We start from the raw sequence: 11,829 nt of genomic DNA on the forward strand, positions 1-11,829 counted from the left end.
AGGGGAGGGTTGGGGAGGGGTAAGCTCTCCCACGGCCAAGCCAATCCGCCCCAGCGCCACAGTCAACAATCGCGGTGCCCTGCTCCCTCCCTTTGCCGAAGGCAAGGGGAGGGTTGGGGAGGGGTAAGCTCTCCCACGGCCAAGCCAATCCGCCCCAGCCCCCCAGCTCACGTTTGAAGAATCGTCCCCAGTGAAAGCGCGCTTCCCCAGGCTGAAACCTCTTGGCTCCCGCCTGCGCGCCGTGTTCACGCTCCGCAACCTGCGCTGGGCGCTTGCCGCAGTGCTGACCTTGCTGGTGGTGCTGGATCTGGCATTCCCCTTGCCACTGCCGAAATCACGCGACACCAGCACCCTGGTGGTGGCTGCTGACGGCACGCCGTTGCGTGCCTTCGCCGACGCCGAAGGGGTGTGGCGCTATCCGGCCGATGCAAAGACCATTTCGCCGCTCTACCTGCAGGCGCTGCTGACCTACGAGGACCGCTGGTTCTGGCGCCACCCCGGCATCAACCCGTGGGCGCTGCTCCGGGCCGGCAAGCAGATGCTGCTGGAACGGCGCATCGTGTCCGGTGGTTCCACCCTGACCATGCAGGTCGCGCGCATCCTCGATCCGCATACGCGCACGCCCTGGGGCAAGCTCAAGCAGTTGCTGCGGGCACTGCAACTGGAAGTGCACCTGAGCAAGGCGCAGATCCTCGATCTTTACCTGGAACGCGCGCCCTACGGCGGCACCATCGAAGGCGTGGAAGCGGCCAGTTGGGCGTACCTGGGCAAGTCGGCCACCCACCTGTCACAGGCCGAGGCGGCCTTGCTGGCGGTATTGCCGCAGTCCCCCAGCCGACTGCGCCCGGATCGGCACCCCGAGGCCGCGCAGCGCGCCCGCGACAAGGTGCTGGCGCGCATGGCCGAGCTTGGCGTGTGGTCGGCCGAGGAGGTCGCCGATGCGCGGGTTGAGTTGGTGGTCGCGCGTTCGCTGCAACAGCCCCTGCATGCCGCCTTGCTGGCGCAGCGCCTGCGCAGTGCCCAGCCACGCATGGCCCAGATCGAAACGACCATCGACAGCGGCCTGCAACGCACGCTGGAAGAGCGCGTGGCCGCGTATTTCTCGCAGTTGCCCGAGCGCACCTCGGCGGCCTTGCTGGTGATGGACAACCGCACCCTGGAGGCGCGCGCCTATGTTGGCTCGGTCAGCTTCGGCGACAAGGCGCGGCTGGGGCATGTGGACATGGTGCAGGCCTGGCGTTCGCCCGGTTCCACGCTCAAGCCCTTCCTATATGGCATGGCCCTGGACGATGGCTTGATCCATTCGGAAAGCCTGATCGTCGACGCGCCGCAGAGCTTCGGTGGTTATCGGCCGGGGAACTTTGATGCGGCGTTCAACGGGCCGGTAGGCGCGGCCACGGCATTGCGTTTGTCCTTGAACGTGCCGTCGGTGGATCTGCTGGACCGGGTAGGGCCGGCGCGCTTTGCCGCGCGGCTGGGCAATGCCGGCATCAATCTGCGCTTTCCACGGGGCACCCAGCCCAGCCTGGCCTTGATCCTGGGCGGTACCGGCGCGCGCCTGGAGGACCTGGTCGGCGCGTTTTCGGCCGTGAACCGCGACGGCATCGCCGGCCGCGTGCGGTATACGCCCGAGGACCCGCGCATCGAACGCCGCTTGGTCTCGCCGGGCGCAGCATGGATCGTGCGCGACATACTCGAATCCAATCCGCGTCCCGGTTACGGCGTAGGCACCTTCGATACCGGCAACCGCCCGCGCGTTGCCTGGAAGACCGGCACCAGCTACGGCTACCGCGATGCCTGGGCGATAGGCAGCACCCGCACCTATACCGTCGGGGTCTGGGTTGGACGCCCGGACGGCACGCCCTTGCCCGGCCAATACGGTGCGGTGACCGCCTTGCCCTTGATGTTCGAGGTGATCGACAGCCTGCCGCGACAGGCCGGTGACAATGCGGTGCGCGCGCGGCCGGACAGTGTCAGCGAGGTCGAGATCTGCTGGCCGCTGGGCATTGCCGCCGCGCAGACCCCGCCGGCCATGTGCCAGCGCCGTTTCCCCGCCTGGGTGCTGGAGGGGGTCGTGCCGCCCAGCTTCCCCGAACGTGAGGCGCGGCTGTGGCAATCCGGGCGCCTGCGTTTCCAGGTAGATGCAATAACCGGCCAGCGCGTGTCGCCCGGCTGTGAGGGGCATGCGCGGGTTGAAGATCGCGAGATCGCTAGGTGGCCGGCATTGGCTTCACCGTGGCTGAGCGTCGCCCAGCGGCAGGCACAGGCGCTGCCGCCCTTGGCGGCGGACTGTGCAGACGATGGCCGGCAGTCGGACGGTGTGCTGCATATCGAAGGTCTCAATGATCTGGCTACGCTGGCCCGCCCGCCGGGCGCGCAGCACGGCCCGCGCCTGCAGTTGCGGGCGCTGGGCAGCGAGGCGACGATCGAATGGCTGCTGGATGGCCGCTGGATCGCCCAGACCCAGGGCACGCGCGGCTTCACCCGTGATTTCAACGACGCCGGCGAACACACGCTGACCGCGCTGGCCGCCGACGGTGCCTGGACCCGCGTGCGCTTCCGCGTGGTGAACTAGAAACCCGTAGTGCCGAGCCATGCTCGGCAGAGGCCTTCCCAGCAATGCCCGTAGTGCCGAGCCATGCTCGGCAAGGGGCTTCTCCCAGCAATGCCCGTAGTGCCGAGCCATGCTCGGCAAGGGGCTTCTCCCAGCAATGCCGGTAGTGCCGAGCCATGCTCGGCAGAGGCTTCCCCAGCAATGCCGGTAGTGCCGAGCCATGCTCGGCAGATGCCTTCCCAGCAATGCCCGTAGTGCCGAGCCATGCTCGGCAAGGGGCTTTCCCGACAATGCCTGCACGACCAGCGCAAGCCATGAAGCCGACGCCTACAAACCCGCTGCGCATCTGCAATCGGATTGATTGACAGTCTCGCGGCTCGCGGCGCTCCCAAAAGGTTGGGATTGCCGGTAACGCCCCTGCCGAGCATGGCTCGGCACTACACGTTGGGCGGGCTTACTCGCCTATCCAGCCTTCCAGCATGTCGGCGAAATCGTCGGCGTGATCTTCTTCCTGCGCCAGGATCTGTTCGAGGATGCGCTTGGTGGTGGTGTCCTTGTCACCAACGAAGTTGATCATCTCGCGGTAGCTGTCGATGGCGATGCGTTCGGCGATCAGGTTCTCGCGCACCATGTCGCGCAGGTTGCCGCCTTCCTTGTACTCGGCATGGGCGCGCGCGGTAAGGGTGTCCGGATTCAGATCCGGCTCGCCCCCCAGTTGCACGATGCGCTCGGACAACAGCGCCGCATGCGCCTGTTCCTGCTGCGCATGCTCCAGGAATTCGGCCTTCACCGCATCGGCCAGCATGCCCTTGGCCATGTAGTAATGGCGGTAGTAGCGCAGCACGCATACCCACTCGGTGGCCAGCGCATCGTTGAGCAGCTTGATCACCGCCGTGCGGTTGGCGGTGTAGGTGGGCGTCACCGCACCGTCCTCGATGCTCTTGCGTGCGTTGGCACGCAAGGTCTTGCGATCGGTGATACCTGCCAACTGCGTGGTTTTTGCGGATTTGGCGGCGGGCTGCTTGCTCATGGCTGGCCTTTCCTTCTGTTGCGCCCCTATGCGGGCAGATGGGCGAGCACGTGCTCGGCCCCGGATACCTCGAATTGCCCCGGCTGTTCGATATAGGCGGCACGCACCACGCCGTCTTCCACATACAGTGCGAAGCGTCGTGAACGCAGGCCCATGCCCGAACTGCTGGCGTCCATCTCCAGGCCCAGCGCGCGGGTGAAATCACCATTGCCGTCGGACAGCATCTGCAGCCCGTCCGGCACCGACTGGCTCTTGGCCCAGGCCTGCATCACGAACGGATCGTTCACCGCCATGCAGAACACCTCGATACCGCGCTTGCGGAAGTCCTCGAAGTGCTCCACGTAGCCGGGCAGATGCCGGGCCGAACAGGTCGGGGTGAAGGCGCCCGGCACCGCGAACAGCACGACCTTGCGGCCGTCGAACAGTGCATGGGTGTCGATCGTTTCCAGGCCTTCGCGTAGACGCTTGAGGGTTACTTCCGGAATGCGATCGCCGACGTTGATGGACATTGGGTGGGGCTCCTAGGCTGAATTTGAGTTTAAAGAGGCGGTGGAAGCGCCGCGTCAACAGCTTGAAAAGACGGTCTTCACACAATACGTCCTGGGCATGGGAAAGGCAGTGCCATTCCGGCGTGCCAGTCCCTTCCTATCTTGCAGGAGGACATCATGAGCATCGTACGTTACCGCCAGTGGCCGACCCAGTCCGAGATTCATCAGTTGTTGTCGCCGCTGCTCGAAACCGTCACCAACAGCACCGCGTCGGCATGGCTGCCTGCCGTCGATATCCGCGAGGAAGCCAACCGTTTCGTGGTGATGGCCGATCTGCCCGGTGTTGATCCCGCCAGCATCGACGTGCAGATGGAAAAGGGAGTACTCACCATCAGTGGCCAGCGCAGCTCGCCTGAACTGGCCGAAGGCCAGCGCCTGACCCGCAGCGAGCGTGGCCAGGGCAGTTTCAACCGTCGCTTCGTGCTGCCGGACAGCGCCGATGCCGAGGGCATTGTCGCCACTAGCCACAACGGCGTGCTGGAGGTGCGTATACCCAAGCGCAGCGAGGCGGCTCCCCGCCGCATCCAGGTGGTGCAGGGCCAGCCCAGCGCCTGAGCGGCGTGAGCGAACTTCCACCTGCGCAGTGGCCGTGGCCCGGTAGAATGGGGCCACGGCGCCTGCCGATTGCACGATGGCCCGTTGCCGCAAGGTGTCGGGCCAGTTTTTTTCAGAGGTGTATGGATGGAATTCAAGGATTACTACGCCACGCTCGGGGTTGAGCCCAGCGCCGGTGATGCCGAAATCAAGACCGCTTACCGTCGGCTGGCGCGCAAGTACCATCCGGACGTAAGCAAGGAAGCCGGCGCCGAGGAGAAATTCAAGGCGGTCAACGAGGCCTATGAGGCGCTGCGCGATCCGCAGAAGCGCCAGGCGTATGACCAGTTGCGCGCGCAGGGCTACCGCCCCGGCGAGGAGTTCCACGCGCCGCCGAACTTTGGCGGCGGCCAGGGCTTCGATTTCGAAGAGGTGTTCGGCGGCGGTGGTGCCGGCGGCGGCTTCAGCGATTTCTTCGAAAGCCTGTTTGCGCGCCAGCGTGGCGGCGCCGGTGCCGGTGGTCGGCGACCGGGCCCGGGCTTTGGCGGCGCCGGCCCGCAGCCGATGCGTGACACCCGCGCCAAGCTGTCCGTGCCACTGGAGGCTGCCTACAACGGCGACAGCCTGCGCATCACCGTGGATGGGCGCCAGCTTGACGTGCGCGTCCCCAAGGGCATCCGCCCCGGCCAGGTGATCCGCCTGGGTGGGCAGGGCAGCGGCGGCGGCAACCTGATGCTGGAGGTGGAATACGCCTCGCACCCGCAGTTCGAGGTGGATGGCCGCAATATCCTCTACACCTTGCAGGTCACCCCCTGGCAGGCGGCGCTGGGCACCAGCATCAGTGTGCCTACCCTGGGCGGTGCGGTGGAGTTGAAGGTGCCGGCCGACTCGGACAGCGGCCGCAAGCTGCGCCTGCGTGGCCGTGGCCTGCCGGGCAAGCCTGACGGCGACCAGATTGTGGAGTTGGAGGTGGTGGCGCCGGTAGCGGGCAACGAGGCCCAGCGCAAGGCGTACAAGGACCTGGCCAAGGCGTTTGGCGAGGACTGATTGCGGCTTTTTTTACGCTGCTGATGTCGGAGAGAAGCGGGCTTTGCCCGCTTTTCTTTTGTCTTCGGCTGGGATTTTTGGCCAGGAGCTTGCCCTCACCCCAACCCCTCTCCCGCGCGCGGGAGAAGGGCTAGTGCACTACGAGCGCAAGCAATCCGAGCCCCTCTCCCGCCTGCGGGAGAGGGGTTGGGGTGAGGGCAAGCTTCTTAGCAAGCAAACCCAAAGCAAACCCCAACCACCAAAAACAGGAAAGGCGGGCAAAGCCCGCCTTCCCAAACGCTTTCCCCAAGAAAGCAGCTTCACCCAACCGGCGGTGCCTCGGCACTGAACACCTGCGCGATCACCGCCGACAAGTCCTCCTCGGTGAACGGCTTGGTGATGTAAGCCTTGGCCCCCTGGCGCATGCCCCACAAGCGATCAGTGTCCTGATCCTTGGTGGTCACCAGGATCACCGGGATGTGCTGGGTGGTGGCCTCGCGCTTGAGCGTGCGGGTGGCCTGGAAACCGTTGAGGTTGGGCATCACCACGTCCATCAACACCAGGTCCGGCAGCACCTGCTTGGCAACCTCTACCCCGGAGGCACCATCAGTTGCGGTGAAGATTTCATGCCCCAGTTTTTCAACGATGCGTTGAATGCCCATCAACTGCGATGGTGAGTCATCGACAATCAGGATACGCGCCATGTTTTTCCCCAAGTAGTGCCGGCAGTGTAGTGCCGGCCTGCTCCCGGCGTGAAGCCGCGCGTTCCACGCCGGGGTTGTGCTGTGACTTGCGTCAATCAATTCTTACGACGGTGCGGCCGAAGGATTTGCCGTCCAGCATGGTCGAAAATACCCCCGGCAGTTCGTCCAGCGCCACTTCGCGGGTACAGATGCGGTCCAGGTGACGCGGCTTCCAGTCGCTGCCCAGTCGCTGCCAGACCTGCTCGCGGATGTCGCGGGCGGTGCCGGCCGAGGCCACGCCCAACAGCGATACGCCACGGATGATGAAGGGCATCACCGTCATGTCCAGCGCGCCGGACGCGGCCAGGCCGGCCGAAGCGACATTGCCATAGGGCGTGGTCTGCGCCAGCAGGCTGGTCAGCATGCTGCCGCCGACGTTGTCCAGGCCGCCGCCAAAGCGGGCCGATTCCATCGGCCGGGTGGTGGCCAGGGCATCGCGGCCCAGTACCTGGCTGGCGCCGATGGCGGTCAGGTAGTCCGCGGCCTCGGCCTTGCCGCTGATGGCATGCACCTCGAAACCGGCGCGGCTGAAGATGTCCACTGCCAGCGAGCCGACCCCGCCGGTGGCACCGGTGACGGCCAGTGGGCCGTGGGCTGGCGTCTGCCGGTTGTCGGTCATGCGCAGCAGCGCCAGCGCGGCGGTGAAGCCGGCCGTGCCCAGCACCATGGCCTCGCGCAGGCTCAATGCCGCCGGCAACGGGATCACCCACTTGGACTCCAGCCGCACATACTGGCTGTAGCCACCGTCGCGGGTCTCGCTCAGGCCGCAGCCGGTGGTCAGTACCTGGTCGCCCTCGCGGAAGGCCGGGTCGGTCGAGGCCACTACCTCGCCGGCCACGTCGATGCCGCCCACCAGCGGGAAGCGGCGCAGAATCTTGCCCTTGCCGGTGCCGGCCAGCGCGTCCTTGTAGTTCACCGAGGACCAGCGGGCGCGGATGACCACCTCACCGGGGCTGAGCTGGTCCAGGCCCAGCGACTCCAGGCCGCTGCGGTAGCCGGCGTCGTCGTTGTGGATGCGGAAGGCGGTGAACGGGGCGGTGTGGGACATCGGTAGGCCTGCGTCGGAACGGGGGAGTGCAACCATAACGGTTGTGAAAAGGCCGGTCTGCCCCTATTCCTAGTCTTGGCGGGCCCGTTCCGGGGTCGAATGGATATTGCGGGACCGGGCTTCGGCCAGGGGGGGCCGGGGATCATCCACCTTGGGGGAAGGTCAGCGGGCAAACCCTGTCGGTTCAGCTAGCCCCGAACCTGTTCAGAGTCTGCCTTGTTAGAATCGGGATTCGATAGATGGTCAGGTCCTCGGCGGGAGCCCCCGCAGCCTGGCCCTTACAGATGGAGCATGCATGGCCTGGAATACACCCGGCGGCAACAGCGGTGGTGGTGCGGACAACAACCGCGCGCCGCGTACGCCACGTGGCGGCAATGGCGGAGGTTGGGGTGGTGGACTGCCTGGACCGCTGCGCGACCTGTTTGATGGCGGTATCTGGCGCTGGGTGCTGGTCGCGTTGGCTCTGCTGTTGTTGTTCTCCAGCTTCCAGCTGATCGGTGAACAGCAGCGCGGTGTGGTCCTGCGTTTCGGCGAGTACTCGCGCATCCTGCAGCCGGGCCCCAACTTCAAGCTGCCGTGGCCGCTGGAGTCGGTGGTCAAGGTCAATGCGACCCAGATCAAGACCTTCAGCAGCAACGTGCCGGTGCTGACCCGTGACGAGAACATCGTCAACGTATCGGTCAACGTGCAGTACCGCGTGGATGACCCGCGCGAGTACCTGTTCGGTACGGTCGATGCCGACCAGATGCTGGAACAGTCCGCGCAGAGCGCCGTGCGTGAACAGGTTGGCCGCGCCGACCTGAATACCGTGCTGAACAACCGTGGTCCACTGGCCGTGGTTGCCGAGCAGCGCCTGCAGGCCTCGCTGAAGACCTACAAGACCGGTCTCAGCGTGACCGGCCTGACCCTGCCTGACGCGCGTCCGCCGGAAGAAGTGAAGCCGGCCTTCGATGAGGTCAACGGTGCCCAGCAGGTCAAGGAACGCCTGATCAACGAAGCCCAGGCTTACGCCGCCAAGGTGGTGCCGGAAGCGCGCGGCCAAGCCTCGCGTGCCCGTACCACCGCCGAAGGCTACAAGCAGGCCATCGTCGCCCGTGCCGAAGGTGACGCCCGCCGCTTCACCCTGTTGCAGGGCGAGTACAAGAACGCGCCGGAAGTCACCCGCAAGCGCCTGTGGCTGGAAACCGTGCAGGAAGTGCTGGCCGAGAACCGCAAGGTCATCGGTGGCGACGGCCGCCAGCTGATCTACGTGCCGATGCCGGCCGACGCAGGCAAGACCTCGGCTGCCCCGCAGCTGACCCCGGAGATGGTGGCACCGGCCTTGCCGGCGGCGACCGACAGCATTCGCAACGCGGACCGTTCGGTCTCGCGCTCGGCATCGCGTGAGGAGGCCGGCCGATGAAAAACTCAGTCGTTATCGGCGTACTCGTCGCGGTGCTGCTGGGCCTGTTGGGTTCGGTCTATGTAGTGCGTGAAGACCAGACCGCCATGGTGCTCAACCTGGGCAAGGTGGTGCGTGCCGACATCAAGCCGGGCCTGCACTTCAAGGTGCCGCTGGTGGAAACCGTGCGCGTGTTCGACCGTCGCTTCCAGGTGCTGGACACCGCCCCGGCGCGTTACTTCACCGCCGAGCAGAAGGACGTCAGCGTCGACTTCTTCGCCATTGGCAGGATCTCCGACGTTCGCGCCTACTACCGCGCCACCGGCGGCGACAGCAAGATCGTCAACGCCCGCCTTGCGCCGATCATCACCGACTCGCTGCGTAACCAGATCAACTCGCGCACCTTGCAGGCCTTGGTGTCCGGTGACCGTGGCGAGCTGATTGCCGGCCAGCTGAAGTCGATCAACGAGGCGATTGCTGCCTTGGGCATGGAGATCATCGACCTGCGCATCAAGCAGATCGACCTGCCGACCGACAGCCAGGTGATCGCCGACGTCTACGAGCGCATGCGCGCGCAGCGCAAGCAGGAGGCCGCCAAGCTGCGCGCCGAGGGCGAGGAGCAGTCGCTGACCATCCGTGCCCAGGCCGACCGCGAAAGCACCGTGATCGTGGCCGAAGCCGAGCGTGATGCGCAGCAGCTGCGCGGTGAGGGCGACGCCCAGGCCGCCTCGATCTACGGCAAGGCCGGCTCGGCCGACCCGTCGTTCTACGCCTTCTACCGCAGCCTGGAGGCCTACCGTGCCTCGATGACCGACGGCAACGGCGTGATCGTGCTCGACAAGAACGACCCGTTCCTGCAGTACATGAAGAGCGATCGCTGATCGCTTGACCTTTAGCCCCTCTCCCGCCGGGAGAGGGGTTGGGGTGAGGGTAAGGGGCGGGATGCCCCTGATGTCCCTCATTCGGTGGGCTTCGCCCGCACCCTCATCCGCCCTACGGGCACCTTCTCCCGGGGGGGAGAAGGCAATGGCTATAGCGCATGCAAGATCTCTTTTCCGCCCTCTGCCTCGTTGCCATCATCGAAGGCCTGTTCCTGTTCGTCGCGCCGCTGGCGTGGAAGCGGATGGCCGCACAGATGCTGGAGCAACCTGCTGCATCCCTGCGCGCAATGGGCGCAGCGGCGCTGTTCGTTGGCCTGGCCGTCCTCTGGTGGGTCCGCCACTGAACCAAACCCTGACGGCCATACCATCCTGAACTCGTGGGGGTGGTAGCTGCCATGCAAAACCCGGATAATCCAGAAAAGCCGGTCGGGCGAGCTCCTTCAAGAGCATCCCCGTTCGGCTTTTTCCGTGTATGACCCTGGTGTTTGCCGGAGGCTCCCCGATGGGGTTTCCACCAAGGCAGACCATGGGCGGTACACGGCCCCGTCCGCGGCCCCGATGGCCGCAGCAAACTCAGGAGTTACCCGTCATGGGTCAATCAGTTGTCGTTCTCGGCGCCCAGTGGGGCGATGAAGGCAAGGGCAAGATCGTCGATCTGCTGACCGAGGAAATCGGCGCAGTGGTTCGTTTCCAGGGTGGTCACAACGCCGGCCATACCCTGGTCATCAACGGCAAGAAGACCGTCCTGCACCTGATTCCGTCCGGCATCCTGCGCGACGACGCGCTGTGCCTGATCGGCAATGGCGTGGTGATTTCCCCGGCCGCCCTGCGCAAGGAAATCGAAGAGCTGGAAACGGCTGGCGTGGAAGTGCGTTCACGCCTGAAGATCTCGCCGGCTGCGCCGCTGATCATGCCGTACCACATCGCCCTGGATCAGGCGCGTGAGAAGGCGGCTGGCGGCAAGGCCATCGGCACCACCGGTCGCGGCATCGGCCCGGCCTATGAAGACAAGGTGGCACGTCGCGGCATCCGCATCGCCGACCTGCATTACCCGGAACAGTTGGCTGAAAAGCTGCGCACCGCGCTGGATTACCACAACTTCGTGCTGACCAAGTACCTGGGCGTGGAGCCGGTGGATTTCGACACCGTGTACCAGGAAGCACTGGCCTTCGGCGAATACGTCGAGCCGATGAAGTCCGACGTCGCCGGCATCTGCCATGACCTGCGCAAGCAGGGCAAGCGCGTGCTGTTCGAAGGCGCCCAGGGCGCGCTGCTGGACATCGACCACGGCACCTACCCATACGTCACCAGCTCCAACACCACCGTTGGCGGCGCACTGGCCGGTACCGGCGTGGGCGCTGACTCGATCGATTACGTGCTGGGCATTGCCAAGGCCTATGCCACCCGCGTTGGCGGCGGCCCGTTCCCGACCGAACTGGACGACGAAATCGGCCAGGGCATCCGTGACCGTGGCGCCGAGTACGGCGCATCGACCGGCCGTCCGCGTCGCTGTGGCTGGATGGACATCGTCGCGCTCAAGCGCGCCGTGGCCATCAACGGCATCTCCGGCCTGTGCATCACCAAGCTCGACGTGCTCGACGGCATGGAAAAGCTGAAGGTCTGCATTGCCTATGAATACCGTGGCAAGCGCTCGGAATACGCACCGCTGGATGCGCAGGGCTGGGAAGAGTGCACCCCGGTGTACCTGGAGTTCCCGGGCTGGAGCGAGAACACCCACGGCATCACCGAGTGGGACCAGCTGCCGCCGGCCGCACGCGCCTATCTGCGTTCGCTGGAAGAACTGGCTGGCTGCCCGATCTCGATCGTCTCGACCGGTCCGGACCGCGACCACACCATGATCCTGCAGGATCCGTGGGGCTGATAGCGGCACCGTGATGCAACAGGCAACGCCCCGCGAAAGCGGGGCGTGGTCGTTCTGGGCTAGGAGACCCGCTTCAGCGTAGTGCCGACCCATGGTCGGCAGCGAGGGTTACCGGGAATGCCCCTGCCGAGCATGGCTCGGCACTACCCTTCGGCTTCGGGATGGTTGGCAGCTCGCCGGCTTCACTGTAGTGCCGACCCAT

11 protein-coding genes are annotated in these 11,829 nt (G+C 65.7%); 7 read left to right on the forward strand and 4 right to left on the reverse strand.

Features of this window, described 5'->3' with window-relative positions; translation table 11 throughout:
- The first annotated feature begins 241 nt into the window (after positions 1 to 241).
- Positions 242 to 2,575: a penicillin-binding protein 1C gene (gene pbpC / locus RT131_RS11510; protein ID WP_313172951.1), complete on the forward strand. Its 2,334-nt coding sequence runs from the start codon at positions 242 to 244 to the stop codon at positions 2,573 to 2,575.
- 433 nt (positions 2,576 to 3,008) lie between these two features.
- On the opposite strand, the gene RT131_RS11515 is transcribed toward pbpC, so the two are convergent.
- On the reverse strand, positions 3,009 to 3,584 hold the full coding sequence (locus RT131_RS11515; RefSeq protein WP_313172952.1) for a DUF892 family protein: 576 nt from the start codon (positions 3,582 to 3,584) through the stop codon (positions 3,009 to 3,011).
- A gap of 26 nt (positions 3,585 to 3,610) precedes the next feature.
- Positions 3,611 to 4,093, reverse strand: coding sequence for a peroxiredoxin (locus RT131_RS11520; RefSeq protein WP_313172953.1), 483 nt, complete (start codon positions 4,091 to 4,093; stop codon positions 3,611 to 3,613).
- Positions 4,094 to 4,249: 156 nt separating this feature from the next.
- Here RT131_RS11520 and RT131_RS11525 point away from each other — a divergent pair, with 156 nt between their 5' ends.
- Together RT131_RS11525 and RT131_RS11530 are read left to right on the forward strand one after the other, a co-directional pair.
- Positions 4,250 to 4,687, forward strand: a complete 438-nt coding sequence (locus RT131_RS11525) for an Hsp20/alpha crystallin family protein (RefSeq protein ID WP_313172954.1) — start codon at positions 4,250 to 4,252, stop codon at positions 4,685 to 4,687.
- A gap of 126 nt (positions 4,688 to 4,813) precedes the next feature.
- Entirely contained in the window at positions 4,814 to 5,713 is a 900-nt protein-coding gene (locus RT131_RS11530) for a DnaJ C-terminal domain-containing protein (protein ID WP_312370804.1), read from the forward strand.
- A gap of 299 nt (positions 5,714 to 6,012) precedes the next feature.
- Here RT131_RS11530 and pilH read toward each other — a convergent pair whose 3' ends face one another.
- On the reverse strand, positions 6,013 to 6,396 hold the full coding sequence (gene pilH / locus RT131_RS11535) for a twitching motility response regulator PilH (protein ID WP_293714037.1): 384 nt from the start codon (positions 6,394 to 6,396) through the stop codon (positions 6,013 to 6,015).
- 91 nt (positions 6,397 to 6,487) lie between these two features.
- On the reverse strand, positions 6,488 to 7,483 hold the full coding sequence (locus RT131_RS11540) for a YhdH/YhfP family quinone oxidoreductase (RefSeq protein WP_313172955.1): 996 nt from the start codon (positions 7,481 to 7,483) through the stop codon (positions 6,488 to 6,490).
- A gap of 295 nt (positions 7,484 to 7,778) precedes the next feature.
- Between RT131_RS11540 and hflK the strand changes: the two genes are divergently transcribed.
- The 4 genes from hflK (at position 7,779) to RT131_RS11560 (ending at position 11,627) form a co-directional block, all read left to right on the forward strand.
- A complete protein-coding gene (gene hflK, locus RT131_RS11545; RefSeq protein WP_313172956.1) occupies positions 7,779 to 8,885 on the forward strand; it encodes an FtsH protease activity modulator HflK in 1,107 nt (368 codons plus the stop codon).
- The gene (locus RT131_RS11550) at positions 8,882 to 9,745 is read left to right on the forward strand and encodes a protease modulator HflC (RefSeq protein ID WP_282265868.1); all 864 of its coding nucleotides are present in this window, start codon (positions 8,882 to 8,884) and stop codon (positions 9,743 to 9,745) included. Before hflK ends, RT131_RS11550 begins: the two co-directional genes overlap by 4 nt.
- Positions 9,746 to 9,903: 158 nt before the next feature.
- Positions 9,904 to 10,089 carry a DUF2065 family protein gene (locus RT131_RS11555; protein WP_313172957.1) on the forward strand — a complete coding sequence of 62 codons (186 nt, stop codon included), beginning with the start codon at positions 9,904 to 9,906 and terminating at the stop codon, positions 10,087 to 10,089.
- Between the two features lie 245 nt (positions 10,090 to 10,334).
- Positions 10,335 to 11,627, forward strand: a complete 1,293-nt coding sequence (locus RT131_RS11560) for an adenylosuccinate synthase (RefSeq protein WP_313172958.1) — start codon at positions 10,335 to 10,337, stop codon at positions 11,625 to 11,627.
- Positions 11,628 to 11,829 lie beyond the last annotated feature (202 nt).

Source organism: Stenotrophomonas sp., from assembly GCF_032066555.1.
Lineage (GTDB): Bacteria > Pseudomonadota > Gammaproteobacteria > Xanthomonadales > Xanthomonadaceae > Stenotrophomonas.

Excerpts from the sequence above, each read along its gene's own strand:
- RT131_RS11515 (WP_313172952.1), bottom strand. The coding sequence starts at position 3,584 with ATGAGCAAGCAGCCCGCCGCCAAATCCGCAAAAACCACGCAGTTGGCA.
- RT131_RS11520 (WP_313172953.1), bottom strand. The coding sequence starts at position 4,093 with ATGTCCATCAACGTCGGCGATCGCATTCCGGAAGTAACCCTCAAGCGT.
- RT131_RS11525 (WP_313172954.1), top strand. The coding sequence starts at position 4,250 with ATGAGCATCGTACGTTACCGCCAGTGGCCGACCCAGTCCGAGATTCAT.
- RT131_RS11530 (WP_312370804.1), top strand. The coding sequence starts at position 4,814 with ATGGAATTCAAGGATTACTACGCCACGCTCGGGGTTGAGCCCAGCGCC.
- pilH (WP_293714037.1), bottom strand. The coding sequence starts at position 6,396 with ATGGCGCGTATCCTGATTGTCGATGACTCACCATCGCAGTTGATGGGC.
- RT131_RS11540 (WP_313172955.1), bottom strand. The coding sequence starts at position 7,483 with ATGTCCCACACCGCCCCGTTCACCGCCTTCCGCATCCACAACGACGAC.
- hflK (WP_313172956.1), top strand. The coding sequence starts at position 7,779 with ATGGCCTGGAATACACCCGGCGGCAACAGCGGTGGTGGTGCGGACAAC.
- RT131_RS11550 (WP_282265868.1), top strand. The coding sequence starts at position 8,882 with ATGAAAAACTCAGTCGTTATCGGCGTACTCGTCGCGGTGCTGCTGGGC.
- RT131_RS11555 (WP_313172957.1), top strand. The coding sequence starts at position 9,904 with ATGCAAGATCTCTTTTCCGCCCTCTGCCTCGTTGCCATCATCGAAGGC.
- RT131_RS11560 (WP_313172958.1), top strand. The coding sequence starts at position 10,335 with ATGGGTCAATCAGTTGTCGTTCTCGGCGCCCAGTGGGGCGATGAAGGC.